Origin of the sequence: Rahnella sp. RFA10(1/100) (assembly GCF_004195115.1) — a bacterium.
Lineage (GTDB): Bacteria > Pseudomonadota > Gammaproteobacteria > Enterobacterales > Enterobacteriaceae > Rahnella > Rahnella perminowiae.
This window is the reverse complement of sequence record NZ_SEWR01000001.1, coordinates 1,136,712-1,153,857: the sequence shown is the minus strand read 5'-3', so window position 1 is coordinate 1,153,857 and position 17,146 is coordinate 1,136,712. Positions and strand designations below refer to the sequence as shown.

Below are 17,146 nucleotides of genomic sequence, written 5' to 3'. Positions count from 1 at the left end.
CAATGACAAACAAAAAGACCAAAATCTTCGCCCTGATTGTCCTGATTCTGTTAGGGCTGGCGACGTTTGCCTATCAGAAAGTAAAACAGTTTGCGGATCGCCCGATCAATGTCAGCAGTGAAATGATCTTTACCCTGCCAGCGGGTACGGGCCGCGTGGTGCTGGAAACACTGCTGATCGATAAAAAACTGATGAAACCTAACCCGTGGTTTCCGTGGTTATTGCGTTTAGAGCCGGCGCTGAGTGAGTTTAAAGCCGGTACCTACCGTTTTGAAAAAGGCATGACAGTTCGTCAGATGCTTGAACTGTTGAGAAGCGGTAAAGAGGCACAATTCAGCGTGCGTTTTGTCGAGGGTTTTAAGCTCAGCGACTGGATGAAGGTTCTGGATAAATCAGAGTATCTGAAACATGAACTCAGCGGTAAAAGTGGCGAAGACATTGCCGCCGCGCTGGGCGAAACGGAGACTAAAAACGTTGAAGGCTGGCTGTATCCCGATACCTACCATTACACGGCGGGTATGACAGATTTATCGTTACTCAAACGTGCGCATGTACGGATGGAAAAAACGGTGGCGGATATCTGGAAAGGTCGCATGGATTCTCTGCCGTATAAAACGCCTGCTGATATGGTTACCATGGCGTCGATTATCGAAAAAGAAACCGCAGTGAAAGATGAACGCCCTGAGGTCGCGTCAGTATTTATCAACCGTTTACGTATAGGGATGCGACTGCAAACCGATCCGACGGTGATTTACGGAATGGGTGATAAATACACCGGCAACATTACGAAGAAAGATCTGGAAACGCCAACCCCGTACAATACCTATGTGATCACTGGCCTGCCGCCGTCGCCCATTGCGATGCCGAGCGAAGCCTCACTGCAGGCGGCCGCGCATCCGGCCAAAACACCGTATCTTTATTTTGTCGCTGACGGCAAAGGCGGGCATACTTTTAGCACGAATCTTGAGAACCATAACAAGGCGGTTCGTGTGTACATAGAGGCGCTTAAGAATAAGAATGAAAAGTAACTTCATCGTGATTGAAGGCCTTGAAGGGGCAGGGAAAACGACGGCTCACGATGTGGTCGTCGATGCTCTGCGTCAGCACGGCGTGGAGGAAATCGTGTTCACCCGTGAACCGGGGGGAACGCCGCTTGCTGAAAAATTACGCGATTTATTCAAACGTGGCGTTGATGGCGAAAAACCTACCGTGAAAGCAGAAGTACTGATGCTTTATGCGGCCCGTGTTCAGCTGGTTGAAACGGTTATTTTACCTGCTCTGGCACGTGGGGCCTGGGTTGTCGGTGACCGTCATGATCTCTCTTCACAGGCTTATCAGGGGGGCGGTCGTGGGATTGACGCTAATCTGATGAGTTCGTTGCGCGATACTGTCCTGGGCGATTTCCGACCTGATCTGACGCTGTATCTTGATCTGCCTCCGGCTGTCGGCCTGCAACGCGCCCGTGCCCGGGGAGAACTGGATCGCATTGAGCAGGAAGCTTTGCCTTTCTTTGAGCGTACACGCAGGCGTTATCTCGAACTGGCCGCTGAAGACAATCGCATCAAAACTATTGATGCCTCACAATCCATTGAACAGGTCACTGCCGCTATCAGGCTGACGTTGAAAAATTGGTTCGATGAGCAGGCTTTACAAGGCAACGCCTCATGAACTGGTATCCGTGGCTCAGTGACCCGTACAGAAAACTGGTTGCACAATACCAGACGGGGCGGGGGCATCACGCTTTGCTGATGCACGTGGCTACGGGGTTAGGCGATGAGGCGCTGGTGTATGGCCTGAGTCGCTGGCTGCTTTGCCAGCATAAAGACGGCGAAAAAAGCTGCGGGACCTGCCATAGCTGCCAGCTGATGATTGCCGGAAACCATCCTGACTGGCATATTCTTCAGCCTGAAAAGGGCAAAAGCTCACTGGGCATCGACCCTGTGCGTCAGCTTATTGAAACGTTGTACAACTATTCACAGCAGGGCGGTGCAAAAGTTGTGTGGATCCCGCAGACGGAAATGCTGACTGAAGCGGCGGCCAATGCCTTGTTGAAAACGCTCGAAGAGCCGCCGGCAGGTACCTATTTCCTGCTTGGTTGCCGTGAGCCTTCGGCCTTACTGGCGACGATCCGCAGTCGTTGCTTCTACTGGCATCTGCCGGTGCCCGAAGAAACACTGGCGGTGCGTTGGATCAATCGCCAGCTCAGTGCAGATCCGGTCGCGATTAAAACCGCTTTGCGTCTGACCAACGGCGGACCATTATCGGCGATTCAGTTGTTGCAGCCGGAGCGCTGGAAACAACGCGTAGCGCTTTGCCAGCAGCTTTATGTGCAGTGCCAGCAGCAGGATATGCTTTCTCTGTTGCCCCAGCTTAATCATGACGATGCCGCCGAACGCCTGTATTGGTTGGCGACGTTATTGCTCGATGCTATCAAATGGCAGCAACATGCCGGGCAGTACATCATCAATCATGATCAACAACCGCTGATTACCTTGCTGGCGGATGCACAGACTAACGCCTCTCTGCAACAGTCGGTTACAGCATGGATGCACTGCCGTCAGCAATTACTTTCCATCGTGGGGATAAACCGCGAACTGTTGCTGACAGAACAATTGCTGGAATGGGAACAAATGCTTCAGGGGACAGTTTCCCCGTCTATTTTCAGTTCCGCACTATCGCGCTGATATTTTTTTATCTTTAACAGACCGACGAGTTAATAATTATGTTTTTAGTCGATTCCCACTGTCATCTCGACAGCCTGGATTACAACGAATTGCATTCCGGCGTGGACAGCGTGCTGGAAAAAGCCCGCGAACGTGATGTGAAGTTTATGCTGGCTGTCGCAACAACATTGCCAGGCTATCAGTCGATGACGCAGCTGATTGGTGATCGCCCGGAGGTGGCATTTTCCTGCGGTGTTCACCCGTTAAATATTGATGATGGTTATGATTTCAATACATTGCGTGAGCTGGCGGCCAGTCCAAAAGTGGTGGCGATGGGTGAAACCGGTCTGGATTATTTTTATCAGAAAGAGGCTCTTCAGCTGAAGTTACAGCAGGACTCTTTCCGGGAGCATATCTGCATTGGCCGTGAACTGAACAAGCCGGTGATTGTGCATACACGCGATGCCCGACAGGATACGCTGGATATTCTAAAAGAAGAGAAAGCCGGGGAATGTGGTGGCGTGCTGCACTGTTTCACCGAAGATTTACCGACCGCTGAGTTTCTGCTGGATCTGGGTTTTTATATCTCTTTCTCCGGCATTGTGACTTTCCGTAATGCAGAAGCGTTACGGGAGGTGGCACGCTATGTCCCGCTGGATCGTTTGCTGGTGGAAACCGATTCGCCGTATCTGGCACCGGTGCCGCATCGCGGAAAGGAAAACCAGCCAGCTTATGTGCGTGACGTTGCCGAATATATGGCCGTCCTCAAGGGCGTCAGCGTGGAACGGCTTGCCGAAGCGACTACAGCAAACTTTTCACACTTATTTCACATCGACTCCTCCACTTTGATCTCGCGTTAGGCCAGGTCATATTCCCTGTATTTATTTTTCACCTCGTAATTAATCCTGTTAATGAGGTATCTTGGCACCGTTTTTGGCGGTGCCGCAGGCTTTTATTCAGATTTTATGTTGTTAAATGATGGCTTTTAAGACGCTCTTAATGCATTTTTCAGAAAAACGTGACTGCCATCAAACATTAACAAAGGGAATTATTTTACCCTGCGTAAAAATTAAAAGGGGTGCTCAGACACCCGGCAGCAAAAGGTTCACAACACTTTTGCAAAGCGGTGAGTTATCAGGCTAAACCGCAAGAAGTATCAAAAAGCATCATTACTCAGGAGCACAATCAATTATGTTTAAGAACGCGTTTGCAAACCTTCAAAAGGTCGGTAAATCGCTAATGCTGCCAGTATCCGTACTGCCAATCGCAGGTATCCTGCTTGGTGTCGGTTCTGCAAACTTTAGCTGGCTTCCAATGATCGTTTCTCATGTTATGGCCGAAGCCGGTGGTTCAGTCTTCGCTAACATGCCTCTGATCTTTGCTATTGGTGTTGCCTTAGGCTTCACTAACAATGACGGTGTTTCTGCACTGGCATCCGTTGTGGCATACGGCATCATGGTGAAAACCATGGCGGTTGTTGCACCACTGGTTCTGCATCTGCCCGCTGAAGAAATTGCGGCCAAGCATCTGGCTGATACCGGTGTACTGGGCGGTATCATCTCGGGTGCGATTGCGGCATACATGTTCAATCGTTTCTACCGTATCAAATTGCCGGAATACCTGGGCTTCTTTGCCGGTAAACGTTTTGTTCCGATCATCTCTGGTCTGGCTGCAATTATCCTGGGTGTGGTGCTGTCCTTTATCTGGCCGCCAATCGGTACAGGTATCCAGACCTTCTCACAATGGGCTGCTTACCAGAACCCGGTGGTGGCATTCGGTATCTACGGCGTTGTTGAACGTGCGCTGGTACCGTTTGGTCTGCACCATATCTGGAACGTTCCATTCCAGATGCAAATCGGTGAGTACGTGAACTCTGCAGGTCAGGTGTTCCACGGCGATATCCCACGTTACATGGCGGGTGACCCGACTGCGGGTAAACTGTCCGGTGGCTTCCTGTTCAAAATGTACGGTCTGCCTGCTGCTGCGGTAGCAATCTGGCATTCAGCGAAACCTGAAAACCGTGCAAAAGTCGGCGGCATTATGATTTCCGCTGCCCTGACTGCGTTCCTGACCGGTATCACCGAGCCAATCGAATTCTCCTTTATGTTCGTTGCGCCGATCCTGTACGTGATCCACGCGATTCTGGCCGGTCTGGCATTCCCAATCTGTATTCTGTTGGGCATGCGTGACGGTACCAGCTTCTCGCACGGTCTGATCGACTTTATCGTTCTGAGCGGTAACAGCAGCAAAATCTGGCTGTTCCCAATCGTTGGTGCAGTCTATGCGGTGGTTTACTACAGCATCTTCCGTTTCCTGATTGCGAAACTGGATCTGAAAACACCTGGCCGCGAAGATACCACCAGCGAAACCACAGCGCAGGGCGGTTCTGAAATGTCTGCCTCTCTGGTTCAGGCTTTCGGCGGCAAAGAAAACATCACAAACCTTGATGCCTGTATCACCCGTCTGCGTGTCAGTGTCGCGGATGTCTCCAAAGTGGATCAGGCTGGCCTGAAAAAACTGGGTGCGGCAGGTGTGGTTGTTGCAGGTTCTGGTGTTCAGGCGATTTTCGGTACCAAGTCTGACAACCTGAAAACCGACATGGACGAGTACATGCGTAGCCATTAATGGTGAGCAATGACTGGTTCTGAGAAGGGAGGCTGCGGCCTCCTTTTTTTATGTCTGCGATTCAGCGGAGCGCTGGCTGACGCTTTCTGCGTCAATTAAGCATCAAAACGCGTAATCAGGTTGAAAGGAATGGAAATTCTAACCCATACTGCGTACAACGCTTTTTACTTTGTTAAGGACAGTTAAGATGGCCGAAGAGACAATTTTTAGCAAAATCATTCGCCGTGAAATCCCTGCTGATGTGGTTTATCAGGATGAACTTGTCACTGCGTTTCGCGACATTTCTCCTCAGGCACCTAGCCACATTCTGATTATCCCGAATATTCTGATCCCGACAATGAATGACGTTGATGAAACGCATGAAGCGGCACTGGGCAGAATGATGACGGTGGCGGCAAAAATTGCTGAACAGGAAGGTATCGCCGAAAGCGGTTATCGCCTGATCGTCAACTGCAACCGTGACGGCGGTCAGGAGGTTTATCATATCCATATGCATCTGGTCGGTGGCCGTGCACTGGGTCCATTGCTGTCGCGTCAGTAAGGGTAAACATGCGTTTTCTGATGGCGTTATTGCCGGTAATTTTATTGATTGGCTGTAGCAGCACGCCCACTATTGCGCTGAATAATCAGCAAAGAGTGGTCATGGAGTCCCCCGTTCTGACGGCGGGCATCATCCCAAGTTCACCATCCGTGTCTGATTCCGGCGGGCAGAAAAAAGCCACCACCACGTTGAATAACAACCAGCCACACTCTGTCACCCTGCATTACCGTTTCTATTGGTATGATAAACAGGGGCTGGATTTATTCCCGGTCGCCGAGGCCAGAACCATTACTGTTCCTGCGAACAGCAGCGTGGACGTCAGTTCCCTGAACGGTAATCTTGATGCGTACAGTGTGCGTATTTACCTTTATCTTTAATTTTCTGTACGGAGAAGGTTGATGAAAAAGTATTTCCTCATTGTGGCAATGGCCGCATTGATCCTTGGCGGTTGTACGTTGCCAAACCAGCAACAAACCCAGCCACAGCAGCCTGAACAACCGCAACAGCCTCAGCAACCGTTGCCACCGGTGAACCCGCCTGTTCCTGAACAACCACAGATCCAGCCGGTCCCGCAGCCGCCTAAATTTGCCAATATCGACTGGACCGCAACCGTCGAGCCAATGCTCGCGAAGATGCTGAAATCCGGTGGTGTGCAGCCGGGCAGCGTGCTGCTGGTGGACGGGGTGAAAAACAGCACCAACGGTTCCCTGCAAATGGCAAAAGCTACCGATGCATTGCGTAATGCACTGGCCAACAACACCACCTTCCAGGTAGTGCCTGCCGGGCAACTGGCTTCGGCCAAACAGTCACTGGGATTATCGCCGGACGACAGCCTGGCTTCTGTCAGCAAGGCCATCGGCCTGGCAAACATCGTGAAAGCGCAATATGTCCTTTACAGCACGGTGAGCGGCGATGTCAAAGCGCCAACCATGTCGATGCGTCTGCTTACCGCACCGAGCGGTGAAATCGTCTGGTCAGGCCGCGGTGCCGTTCAGAATTAACGCCGGGCTTGTGCAATCCGAACTACAGCAACTGATTGAACAACATTATCCGGCGGTGAAAACCGCCGGTTTTCGTTTATTACCGGTTGCCGGCCTGACCGGCGAAAGCTGGAAAATAAGTTCCCCTGCCGGCGACTTTCTGGCACGGCATCAGTCTGCTCAGCGGCAAGTTTCGGGCGCTGACCGCCAGCGTGAATCTGCGATTTTGCGGCATATCGCGCGGCATAAATTAGGTCCGCGTGTCAGACTTTATTCTCCGCCATGGCTGATAGTCGACTGGGTTGACGGAACACCGCTGGAGGAACAGGCATTCACTGACGCTTCAGTGCGCAACGCCTTATGCGAACGTCTCGTGACGTTACATCAGTTGCCGCCGTCGGGTTACCGGCTGGATTTACAGCAGCAATTTGCCCGTTACTGGCAACATATCGACAGGCGCAGGCTGACGCCACGCTGGTTGCGTTTACACCACCAGATGTTGTCGCAGGTTCCGCCGTCACCGCTGAAACTGGCGCTGGTACATATGGATATTCACGCGGGAAATGTGCTGAATACGCCGCAGGGGCTGCGCCTGATTGACTGGGAGTACGCGGCGAATGCGGATATTGCACTGGAGCTGGCGGCGCTTATTCGCGGCAACGACTGGAACGAGCAGCAAAAAAGGGCGTTCCTGTACGAGTACGTAAAGGCTGGCGGGTATCAGAACCTGTCCCTGTTGCAGCAGCAGGTTAACCGCTGGATCCCCTGGGTCAACTACCTGATGCTGATGTGGTTTGAAGTGCGCTGGCAGCAGACCGGCGAGAATCAATACAGTGAATGGGCGCACCCGTTGCGCCCGTGATGATCATATGAAAAAGAAAAGGAGCGTCCATTTTGTTGGGACCTGTCATGCTGGATGTCGCTGGCTACGCGCTGGATGCTGAAGAACGTGAAATTTTGCAGCACCCGCTGGTGGGTGGGCTGATTTTATTCACCCGGAATTATCATGATGTCGATCAGTTGCATGAACTGATCCGCCAGATCCGTGCCGCGTCGCACGACAGATTGGTGCTGGCCGTCGATCAGGAAGGCGGGCGCGTACAGCGTTTTCGTGAAGGTTTTACCCGTTTGCCTGCCGCGCAATCTTTTGCAGCGCTCAACGAAGCGCACGAAGCGGGACGCCTGGCGCAGGAAAGCGGCTGGCTGATGGCATCAGAAATGATTGTGATGGATATCGACATCAGCTTTGCGCCTGTACTGGATATCGGGCATATCAGCGCAGCTATCGGTGAGCGGTCGTTCCACGCAGAACCCCGTAAAGCGCTGGAAATGGCTGAGCAGTATATTCTCGGCATGCATTCCGCCGGTATGAAAACCACCGGTAAGCATTTCCCGGGCCACGGTGCCGTCAGCGCAGATTCCCATAAAGAAACACCGCGTGACGATCGTCCGCTGGAGGTTATCCGTCAGCACGACATGGCTATCTTCCGCCAGCTTAACGAACGTAAATTGCTGGATGCGGTGATGCCTGCACATGTGATTTATACCCAGGCCGATCCGCGCCCGGCCAGTGGTTCACCATACTGGTTACAGGAAATTCTGCGCAAAGAGCTGAATTTCAACGGCGTGATCTTCTCCGATGATATATCAATGGAAGGCGCGGCCATTATGGGGAGTTATCCCGAACGGGCACAGGCCTCGCTGGATGCGGGCTGTGACATGATCCTTGCCTGTAATAACCGGCAAGGCGCGGTGAGCGTGCTGGATAACCTGTCCCCGGTCAACGCTGAGCGTGTTACGCAGTTGTATCATCGCGGACTGTACAGTGGAAAACAGGCCCGTCAGGATCTGCAAAATTCAAGTCGCTGGAAAGAGGCAAACCGTGATCTGACCACACTCGATGCCCGCTGGCAGGAACACAAACAGGCAGCCCTGTAACGTTTTTTCGACCGCGTGAAGGGGTCAACGCACATTCAGGATGAGGTAAACGATGATTATCTATTTGCATGGCTTCGATTCAACCAGTCCCGGTAACCATGAAAAAGTTTTGCAGTTACAGTTCATTGATCCGGACGTGCGCTTCATCAGCTACAGCACGCTCCACCCGCGTCATGACATGCAACATTTGCTCAAAGAAGTGGATAAAGTCCTGCATGAAACGACGGACACAAACGCGCTGATTTGCGGCGTCGGGCTTGGAGCCTTCTGGGCCGAGCGCATCGGATTCCTGTGTGGGATCCGTCAGGTGATGTTCAACCCGAATTTGTCACCGCAGGATAATATGGCCGGAAAAATCGACCGTCCTGAAGAGTATGAAGACATCGCCACCAAGTGCATCAGTGATTTCCGCGAGAAAAACCGTGACCGCTGCCTGGTGATTTTATCCCGTGAAGACGGTGTACTCGACAGCAGCAAAACGGCTGAGAAATTGCATCACTATTATCCGGTTGAATGGGACGAGCATCAGAGCCATAAATTCAAAGATATATCGACGCATCTGCAACGGATTAAAGCATTCAAAAATATCGCCTGATTTAACCTGTCGTTTCTGAAACCACTGCCTTCGCGCAGTGGTTTTTCATTTATACCCTTCGCCGGCCATGAACCGTTTCCTGCCGGTTCTGTCTCTAACTCGCTGATTTAAAAATGGCAAAACGCGTGCCATTTTCCTAAATTAAATTATCCAATTGAATTTAAATTGACCTATATCAATTTTGGTATGACCAAATCACCACGCGTGATATCCTCCGTCTCAGATACCGATTTAACTTAAGCAACCCTATGTAATATAAGGATAATATTTTTACTCTTATATAACAATTGGTTCACATTTGAGGGGGTCATTTTGACATCACCAGTGAAAAAAATTGTGATTATCGGCGGTGGCGCCGGCGGTCTGGAACTGGCAACCAGTCTGGGCCATAAACTTGGCCGCAACAAAAAAGCGGAGATCATTCTGGTCGATCGCAACCACAGCCATCTATGGAAACCTTTATTACATGAAGTGGCGACCGGCAGTCTGGATGATGGCGTCGATGCGCTGAGCTATCTGGCTCATGCCCGTAACCATGGTTTCACTTTCCAGATCGGTTCACTGACCGACATTGACCGCGAAAACCAGACCATCAAACTGGCTGAAATTTGCGACGAGAACGGCGAATTACTGGTGCCGGTGCGTGATATCGCGTACGACACACTGGTGATGGCGCTGGGCAGCACCTCTAATGACTTTGGTACACCGGGCGTCAAAGATCACTGCATCTTCCTGGATAACCCGCATCAGGCACACCGTTTCCATAACGAAATGCTGAACCTTTTCCTCAAATTCTCTGCCAGTTCCGACAAACAGAAGAAGGTGAATATCACCATTGTGGGGGGTGGGGCAACCGGCGTTGAATTGTCTGCCGAGTTGCACAATGCGGTAAAAGAACTGCACAGCTATGGTTTTGAAGGGCTGGACAGCGAAGCGCTGAATGTCACGCTGGTGGAAGCCGGTGAACGCATTCTGCCTGCCTTACCTCCGCGTATTTCTGCGGCGGCGCACCATGAGCTGACCAAACTGGGTGTGCAGGTTCTGACACAAACGATGGTCACCAGTGCTGATAAAAATGGCCTGAACACCAAGTCCGGCGAGTTCATCGAAGCAGACCTGATGGTCTGGGCCGCCGGGATTAAAGCCCCTGATTTCATGAAAGAGATCGCGGGCCTGGAAACCAACCGGATTAATCAGCTGGTGGTTGAGCCGACGTTGCAAACCACGCGTGATCCGAACATCTACGCGATTGGCGACTGTGCTTCCTGCCCGCAACCTGCGGGGGGTTTTGTGCCACCACGTGCGCAATCTGCACACCAGATGGCGTCCCGTTGCTTCGCCAATATTATGGCGCAGCGCAAGGGGCAGGGCCTGAAACCTTACGTCTATAAAGACCATGGCTCGCTGGTGTCTTTGTCACGCTTTAGCACTGTCGGCAGCCTGATGGGTAATCTGATGCGAGGCTCCATGATGGTCGAAGGCCGACTGGCGAGGCTGGTTTATATCTCGCTGTACCGCATGCACCAGATTGCGTTGCACGGTTACATTAAAACCGGTCTGATGATGCTGGTCGGTGGTATTAACCGGGTAATCCGCCCGCGTCTTAAACTGCACTGATTCCGGTCATCTCTCTTAGGGATAGCAGCGAAATCGTGACACACCTAAAAAGCCTGTTTACCGCAGGCTTTTCTATTTGCTGCGTAATCCTTTCTCAACACGCATACGATCACGACCTCTTTATGTTGTCAGCTAAGAATCCTCCGAAACACTTCACGGGACAGGTCATTTTCCTCACTTACAGAGTTCGTCTTATTGTTTGCTTACGTTTGGGTGGGCAGACTTGACGATAAGTTTACAGACGGCGATTCACGCACGCCGGACCTCAGATATAGGGCTGTTCGCTGAGGAGCGTCCCGGGAGGGTACGAATTGCGTGGTAACATTTTCGGAGGAAGTCCTGTGAACAAGTCAATGTTAGCTGGGGTCGGTATTGGTGTGGCTGCGGCGTTGGGCATTGCTGGCGTCGCGAGCATGAACGTCTTTTCGTCTGGCCCGCAATATGCGCAGGTTGTCAGCGCAACGCCAATCAAAGAGACCACAAAAACCCCACGTCAGGAATGTCGTAATGTGACAGTCACTCACCGCCGTCCTGTACAGGATGAGCACCAGATTGCCGGTTCCGTACTCGGGGCTGTTGCCGGTGGCGTATTGGGTCACCAGTTTGGTGGCGGTCGCGGACGTGATGTTGCGACAGTAGCCGGTGCACTGGGTGGTGGCTATGCGGGTAACCGTGTGCAGAGCAGCATGCAGGATAATGACACCTACACCACGCAACAGCAGCGCTGTAAAACCGTGTATGACAAAGAAGATAAAATGCTCGGCTATGATGTGACCTATAAAATAGGCGATCAGCAAGGGAAAGTGCGTATGGACCACGATCCGGGCACACAAATTCCGCTGGATAAAAGCGGTCAGCTGCAACTTACCCGTTCATAAACACGCGGTAGCGGTGAGAAATGAAAGCCTGAGGCGAACCTCAGGCTTTTTTTATACCGCTTACAGACCATTTTTGTGTTTGACGATATCCGCCATGACCGCCAGTGCAATTTCCGCAGGGGTCTTGCTGCCGATGTGTAATCCTACCGGCGCATGCAGGCGGGAAAAATCTTCCTCACTGAAATCAGCGATGCTTTGCAGACGCTCACGGCGTCGTGCGCTGTTGAGCTGCGACCCCATCGCGCCGATGTAAAACGCGGGTGTATTCACCGCTTCCATCAGTGTCAGGTCATCCATTCGCGGATCGTGGGTCAGCGCCACAATCGCAGTATTCGCATGGCAGTTTTGCTGTTCGAGATATTTTGCCGGGAACTGTCTTTCCAGCCGGATATCTGATTTCAGTCTCGGTAAGAAATTTTCCAGCACGTCGTCCCGGCATTCGCAGACCACGACTTCAAAGCCCAGGGCGCAGGCAAAATCGGCGCAGTAAAGTGCCACACCCGACAGACCGGCGATCAATAACCTTGGGGGTGCTGCCAGATGCAGCGTGATGCAATTGCCGTCGCGCATGATTTGCGTCGCATGATAATACTCAGCGGGTGCCAGATGATCACAGGCGGCAGGCGGCGTGATGGATTTGCTGAGCGCATAATGCCCGGCAAGCGCCATTCCCATACGTTGCAGATAACCGGCATTACCGGCAGTCGCCGGTAAATATTCGACCAGCACGTCCAGCGAACCGCCGCACGGCAACGCAATGTCGGGCGTCAGTCCTCCTTCGCCATAGTGCACGATCTGGCTCGGTTGCCGGTATTCACCTGCGGCAATACGCTGTAAAAAATCCTCTTCGACACAACCGCCGGAAAGCGATCCGCAAAAATGCCCGTCGCGTGTCGCCGCCATCAGAGCGCCCGGCGCGCGCGGAGACGAACCGTACGTGTTGAGCACGGTGCAAAGCCATACTGGCTGATGTGCCAGCCATGTTATGGCCTGGGAAATAACTTCATTATCAAGATGCTGCATGCTGATTTAGGTTTGAAATAAGCAGGGGCGGGGAAAGTTGCGCCGGAATATCAATATCTGTGATTACGGCAGGATGGCTGAAATCCAGGCGCAACATACGATGGCTGCGGAGCAGTTCACGTGCGCCGTTGTCACCGCGTAAGAGCCGAAGTTTTTCACGCATTGGCTGGGCAAAACCGACAGGATGCCCCGGTTCATTTTGCCAGTACGGGCGTACGATCATCTCCTGGCGCAGGCGATCCGCCACGGCGGTGAAAACTTCAGCGGTGACAAAAGGCATATCGGCCAGATGGATCAGCCAGCCGTCCCAGCCCGCCGTAGCATGCACACCCGCGGCTATGGATTCTCCGGTGCCGGCGCTGCTGATGAGCGTTAACGGTATTCCCTCACGCAAACAACATGCCTGAACCGGCCGGTTTTCAGGGCGGGTGATCACATGTACCGGCAACCGGCTCGCGCACGCCTGACGCAACGTTGCCTCAAAAACAGTGACAACGTTTCCTGCTGTCTTTTGCAGGCGTGCATTCAGTTTATTTCCTTCACCACCGGCGGCGATAAACCGGCTCCCCGTACCCGCGGCGAGAAGAATAATACCTGCCATTTTGCATGACTTCCTCTTGTTCATTTTCAGATCAGATGTTCTGTAAACTCACCCAGCATGTCACCGACAAACTTCAGCCGTTTCGGACGATCAGTCAGATCTAACATAAATTTCAGTTTTGCCGGGCCGTCCAGACGATAAACTTGCGGTTGTTTCTGTAACAGACCAATCAGGAAGCCCGGATCGACACGGTTCTTATCGCCAAACTCAATGAATCCGCCGCGCTCATTACCTTCAATGCGCCGGATGCCCAGCTCTTTGGCTTTCAGGCGCAGTACGGCAATCTGCAACAGATTGCGCGCACCGTCCGGCAAGGTGCCGAAACGGTCAATCAGCTCAACGCGCAGTTCATCCAGCTCTCCCTCTGTTTTCGCACTGGCGATACGTTTATATAACGACAGGCGCGTATTCACATCAGGAATGAAATCTTCCGGCAGCAACGCAGGCATGCGCATTTCAACTTCGGTCTGGCTGGTGGTTAAATCCTCCAGCGACGGCTCGCGGCCTTCTTTCAACGCGTCGACAGCGTTTTCCAGCAACTCCATATACAGCGAGAAACCGATGCTGGTCATCTGGCCACTCTGGCCTTCACCGAGCAGTTCGCCTGCACCGCGGATTTCAAGGTCGTGCGTCGCCAGCGCAAAACCGGCACCCAGGTCTTCCAGCGAGGCAATGGCTTCGAGACGCTTATGTGCGTCCGTCGACATCGCTTTCGGCGGCGGCGTCAGCAGATATGCATACGCCTGATGGTGTGAGCGGCCCACACGACCCCGCAGCTGATGCAGCTGTGCCAGACCAAAGTGGTCTGCACGCTCAATAATAATAGTATTGGCGGTCGGGATATCAATACCGGTTTCGATGATAGTGGTACACACCAGGACGTTGAAACGTTGATGGTGGAAATCATTCATCACACGTTCGAGGTCGCGTTCACGCATCTGGCCGTGACCGATAGCAATGCGAGCTTCCGGGACCAGTTCCGCCAGCCGCTGCGAGGCTTTTTCGATATTCTCCACATCGTTGTAAAGATAATAAACCTGCCCGCCGCGCAGAATTTCACGCAGGATTGCCTCGCGCACCACCAGGCTGTCGTATTCGCGCACAAAGGTTTTGACCGCCATACGTCGCGCAGGCGGCGTGGCGATAATCGACAGGTCGCGCATGCCACTCATTGCCATGTTCAGCGTACGCGGGATAGGCGTTGCGGTCAGGGTCAGAATATCCACGTCGGCACGCATCGCCTTGATGCGCTCTTTATGACGCACGCCGAAACGGTGTTCTTCATCAACAATTAACAACCCCAGATCTTTCCAGCGCAGGTCACTTTGCAGCAGTTTGTGCGTACCGATAATAATATCGACTTTGCCTTCTACTGCGTCTTCCAGCACCGCATTTTGCTCTTTCGCACTGCGGAAACGGGACATCATTTCAATACGCACCGGCCAGCTGGCGAAACGATCGCGGAAATTATCAAAGTGCTGTTGTGCCAGCAGCGTGGTGGGTACCAGAACAGCCACCTGCTTATTGTTGGATACCGCAAGGAAAGCCGCGCGCATCGCCACTTCTGTTTTACCGAAACCGACGTCGCCGCAGACCAGCCGGTCCATCGCCAGCGGCTGGGTCATGTCAGTCAGTACAGCATTAATGGCCTGTGCCTGATCCGGTGTGGTTTCAAACGGGAAAGCCTGACAGAACAACTGATACTGTTCTTTGTCGTGTTTAAATGCGAAACCACTTTTGGCTTCGCGCTGGGCATAGATATCCAGCAGTTCAGCGGCGACGTCGCGCACTTTCTCTGCCGCTTTCTGCCGCGCTTTCGACCAGGCTTCACCACCGAGTTTATGCAGCGGCGCGCTCTCATCTGCGCCACCGGCATAGCGGCTGATGAGATGCAGCGATGACACTGGTACATAAAGTTTGTCTTCACCGGCGTAGGTCAGGATCAGGTATTCGGCAGTAATACCGCCAGTTTCCAGGGTCGTCAGCCCGAGATAACGCCCCACGCCATGCTCAACGTGTACCACCGGTTGGCCGGGTCGCAGCTCGGCGAGGTTACGGATCAGTGTATCGGTATTGATTGACCGGCGGCTGTCCTGACGGCGGCGCGCCACGCGTTCACCGAGCAAATCGCTTTCGCAGATCAGTGCCAGCTGTTTACCGGCATCGAGAAAACCGCGTTCAGAGGCACCAATCATGATGTAACGACCGGCGGTTTCGGCTTGTTCAATGCGGGTGATCAGCGTTGGCATCAGTTTGATGCGCGCCAGCAAATCCTGAAGCGTTTCGCGGCGGCCTTCGCTTTCTACGGAGAATACCAGGCTGCCGGCAAAGGATTCATTGAAGCGCCGCAAATTATCCATTGGCGCTTTGTTCTGGGGCTGAACGGATAAATCGGGCAGTTTTTCGTAACTCAGATTGGTGTTGGCAGCTTTTTTCGGCAGTGAATCAGTACGCAACTGAATACGTGGCCAGGCTTTAAGCTCGGTATAAAGCGACTCCACGCGCAGCCACAGGTTTTCCGGTTCAAGCAGCGGACGCATCGGATCAACGCGGCGGCTTTCGTAACGCTGGCAGGCGTCCAGCCAGAAGCGCTCGGCAGCGGCTTCCAGATCGCCGGTATTCAGCACCAGTGTGTTTTCCGGTAAATAGCTAAACAGTGTGGTCAGCGGCTGGCTGAAAAACAACGGTTGCCAGTATTCGATGCCGGCAGGAAAGGTTCCTTTGCTGACCTGCTGATAAACGTGTTCTGCATCGCGGCGCACTTCAAATTTCTCGCGCCACTGGCTGCGGAACAACTCGATGGCATTTTTATCGGTTGGAAATTCGTGGGCAGGCAGCAGATTGATGTGTTCGACTTCAGTCAGCGTGCGCTGACTGTCCACATCAAAAATGCGCAGGCTGTCGATTTCATCGTCAAAGAAATCAATGCGGTAGGGTTCTTCGCTACCCATCGGATACAAATCAAGCAGGGCGCCACGGGTCGCAAATTCACCGTGCTCCATCACCTGATCCACACTGCGATAACCGGCCTGTTCCAGCTGTGCACGCAGTTTATCCCGCGAGAGCTGCTGACCTTTCTTCATCACCAGTGCGTGGCCGTGCAGGAATTCGTGCGGGCAGACTCGCTGCATCAGCGTATTCACCGGCAAAATAATGATGCCGCGCTTCATAGCTGGAAGCTGATACAAACTGGAAAGACGGGAAGAAATAATTTCCTGATGTGGTGAAAAACTGTCGTAAGGCAGCGTTTCCCAGTCCGCAATACTCAGGACTTTGTTATCAGTAAACTGTTGAATTTCATCGCGCAGGCGCAGGGCATTTTGCATATCAGGGGCAATCAGCAGAACCGGGCCTGTATGGCGTTCACTGATTTGTGCACATTCCAGCGCACAGGCGGAGCCCGTAAGCTGGCCTAACAGGCGGGTGTCGCCCGGACGTTCAGGCAACGAATAACGATAATCTTGAGACATAGGCTGTTTTGAGTTCTCGTTTTGGCGGCTGTCGGAGGCCAATTAGCAGACCGTATCTTGCTTTGCAGAAGTAATCGCGGTCAACCCGTTGACGGTATAAAAGGGTCAACGGCGTCACAAAGTTAAACCGATTACTTTGGGTTAATGGTTCCATAAAGCGGTGCTAGCCTTTATTATCCTTGATCACTTTAGTCTGCGCCACGCACTTATTTGCG

General features: G+C 52.7%; 16 protein-coding genes. 13 read left to right on the top strand and 3 right to left on the bottom strand.

Features of this window, described 5'->3' with window-relative positions:
- Positions 1 to 2: 2 nt before the first annotated feature.
- From mltG to ETV65_RS05120, 13 genes are all read left to right on the top strand, one after another.
- Positions 3 to 1,028: an endolytic transglycosylase MltG gene (mltG, locus tag ETV65_RS05180; RefSeq protein WP_129951830.1), complete on the top strand. Its 1,026-nt coding sequence runs from the start codon at positions 3 to 5 to the stop codon at positions 1,026 to 1,028.
- Complete coding sequence (tmk, locus tag ETV65_RS05175) at positions 1,018 to 1,668, top strand: dTMP kinase (protein ID WP_129951829.1); 651 nt, start codon at positions 1,018 to 1,020, stop codon at positions 1,666 to 1,668. The genes mltG and tmk overlap by 11 nt, the downstream gene beginning before the upstream one ends.
- Positions 1,665 to 2,684, top strand: coding sequence for a DNA polymerase III subunit delta' (gene holB, locus ETV65_RS05170; RefSeq protein WP_129951828.1), 1,020 nt, complete (start codon positions 1,665 to 1,667; stop codon positions 2,682 to 2,684). Before tmk ends, holB begins: the two co-directional genes overlap by 4 nt.
- 38 nt (positions 2,685 to 2,722) lie before the next feature.
- Positions 2,723 to 3,523, top strand: a complete 801-nt coding sequence (locus tag ETV65_RS05165; protein ID WP_129951827.1) for a metal-dependent hydrolase — start codon at positions 2,723 to 2,725, stop codon at positions 3,521 to 3,523.
- A 331-nt stretch (positions 3,524 to 3,854) separates the two neighbouring features.
- A complete protein-coding gene (gene ptsG / locus ETV65_RS05160) occupies positions 3,855 to 5,288 on the top strand; it encodes a PTS glucose transporter subunit IIBC (protein WP_129951826.1) in 1,434 nt (477 codons plus the stop codon).
- A gap of 187 nt (positions 5,289 to 5,475) precedes the next feature.
- Positions 5,476 to 5,829: a purine nucleoside phosphoramidase gene (gene hinT, locus ETV65_RS05155; RefSeq protein ID WP_129951825.1), complete on the top strand. Its 354-nt coding sequence runs from the start codon at positions 5,476 to 5,478 to the stop codon at positions 5,827 to 5,829.
- Between the two features lie 8 nt (positions 5,830 to 5,837).
- Complete coding sequence (locus ETV65_RS05150; protein WP_129951824.1) at positions 5,838 to 6,206, top strand: YcfL family protein; 369 nt, start codon at positions 5,838 to 5,840, stop codon at positions 6,204 to 6,206.
- A 21-nt stretch (positions 6,207 to 6,227) separates the two neighbouring features.
- Positions 6,228 to 6,830, top strand: coding sequence for a penicillin-binding protein activator LpoB (gene lpoB, locus ETV65_RS05145; RefSeq protein WP_129951823.1), 603 nt, complete (start codon positions 6,228 to 6,230; stop codon positions 6,828 to 6,830).
- A gap of 10 nt (positions 6,831 to 6,840) precedes the next feature.
- Positions 6,841 to 7,671 (top strand): phosphotransferase, encoded by an 831-nt coding sequence (locus ETV65_RS05140; RefSeq protein ID WP_240782811.1) that lies wholly within the window; start codon positions 6,841 to 6,843, stop codon positions 7,669 to 7,671.
- A 47-nt stretch (positions 7,672 to 7,718) separates the two neighbouring features.
- The gene (nagZ, locus tag ETV65_RS05135) at positions 7,719 to 8,747 is read left to right on the top strand and encodes a beta-N-acetylhexosaminidase (protein WP_129952139.1); all 1,029 of its coding nucleotides are present in this window, start codon (positions 7,719 to 7,721) and stop codon (positions 8,745 to 8,747) included.
- A gap of 52 nt (positions 8,748 to 8,799) precedes the next feature.
- A complete protein-coding gene (gene ycfP, locus ETV65_RS05130) occupies positions 8,800 to 9,342 on the top strand; it encodes an alpha/beta hydrolase YcfP (protein WP_129951821.1) in 543 nt (180 codons plus the stop codon).
- A gap of 312 nt (positions 9,343 to 9,654) precedes the next feature.
- Complete coding sequence (locus ETV65_RS05125; RefSeq protein ID WP_129951820.1) at positions 9,655 to 10,959, top strand: NAD(P)/FAD-dependent oxidoreductase; 1,305 nt, start codon at positions 9,655 to 9,657, stop codon at positions 10,957 to 10,959.
- Positions 10,960 to 11,300: 341 nt separating this feature from the next.
- Complete coding sequence (locus ETV65_RS05120) at positions 11,301 to 11,837, top strand: glycine zipper 2TM domain-containing protein (protein ID WP_129951819.1); 537 nt, start codon at positions 11,301 to 11,303, stop codon at positions 11,835 to 11,837.
- A 60-nt stretch (positions 11,838 to 11,897) separates the two neighbouring features.
- Here the strand turns inward: ETV65_RS05120 and ETV65_RS05115 are convergent, their stop codons facing one another.
- Genes ETV65_RS05115 through mfd form a run of 3 tightly spaced genes read right to left on the bottom strand, consistent with a single transcriptional unit; the run spans position 11,898 to position 16,931 of the window.
- Complete coding sequence (locus ETV65_RS05115; protein ID WP_129951818.1) at positions 11,898 to 12,860, bottom strand: XdhC family protein; 963 nt, start codon at positions 12,858 to 12,860, stop codon at positions 11,898 to 11,900.
- Positions 12,847 to 13,461: a nucleotidyltransferase family protein gene (locus ETV65_RS05110; protein ID WP_129951817.1), complete on the bottom strand. Its 615-nt coding sequence runs from the start codon at positions 13,459 to 13,461 to the stop codon at positions 12,847 to 12,849. The genes ETV65_RS05115 and ETV65_RS05110 overlap by 14 nt, the downstream gene beginning before the upstream one ends.
- A 26-nt stretch (positions 13,462 to 13,487) precedes the next feature.
- A complete protein-coding gene (gene mfd, locus ETV65_RS05105; protein ID WP_129951816.1) occupies positions 13,488 to 16,931 on the bottom strand; it encodes a transcription-repair coupling factor in 3,444 nt (1,147 codons plus the stop codon).
- Positions 16,932 to 17,146 lie beyond the last annotated feature (215 nt).

What these genes read in the sequence shown, in the direction of transcription:
- mltG (WP_129951830.1), top strand. Translation starts at nt 3, where the DNA reads ATGACAAACAAAAAGACCAAAATCTTCGCCCTGATTGTCCTGATTCTG.
- tmk (WP_129951829.1), top strand. Translation starts at nt 1,018, where the DNA reads ATGAAAAGTAACTTCATCGTGATTGAAGGCCTTGAAGGGGCAGGGAAA.
- holB (WP_129951828.1), top strand. Translation starts at nt 1,665, where the DNA reads ATGAACTGGTATCCGTGGCTCAGTGACCCGTACAGAAAACTGGTTGCA.
- ETV65_RS05165 (WP_129951827.1), top strand. Translation starts at nt 2,723, where the DNA reads ATGTTTTTAGTCGATTCCCACTGTCATCTCGACAGCCTGGATTACAAC.
- ptsG (WP_129951826.1), top strand. Translation starts at nt 3,855, where the DNA reads ATGTTTAAGAACGCGTTTGCAAACCTTCAAAAGGTCGGTAAATCGCTA.
- hinT (WP_129951825.1), top strand. Translation starts at nt 5,476, where the DNA reads ATGGCCGAAGAGACAATTTTTAGCAAAATCATTCGCCGTGAAATCCCT.
- ETV65_RS05150 (WP_129951824.1), top strand. Translation starts at nt 5,838, where the DNA reads ATGCGTTTTCTGATGGCGTTATTGCCGGTAATTTTATTGATTGGCTGT.
- lpoB (WP_129951823.1), top strand. Translation starts at nt 6,228, where the DNA reads ATGAAAAAGTATTTCCTCATTGTGGCAATGGCCGCATTGATCCTTGGC.
- nagZ (WP_129952139.1), top strand. Translation starts at nt 7,719, where the DNA reads ATGCTGGATGTCGCTGGCTACGCGCTGGATGCTGAAGAACGTGAAATT.
- ycfP (WP_129951821.1), top strand. Translation starts at nt 8,800, where the DNA reads ATGATTATCTATTTGCATGGCTTCGATTCAACCAGTCCCGGTAACCAT.
- ETV65_RS05115 (WP_129951818.1), bottom strand. Translation starts at nt 12,860, where the DNA reads ATGCAGCATCTTGATAATGAAGTTATTTCCCAGGCCATAACATGGCTG.
- ETV65_RS05110 (WP_129951817.1), bottom strand. Translation starts at nt 13,461, where the DNA reads ATGGCAGGTATTATTCTTCTCGCCGCGGGTACGGGGAGCCGGTTTATC.
- mfd (WP_129951816.1), bottom strand. Translation starts at nt 16,931, where the DNA reads ATGTCTCAAGATTATCGTTATTCGTTGCCTGAACGTCCGGGCGACACC.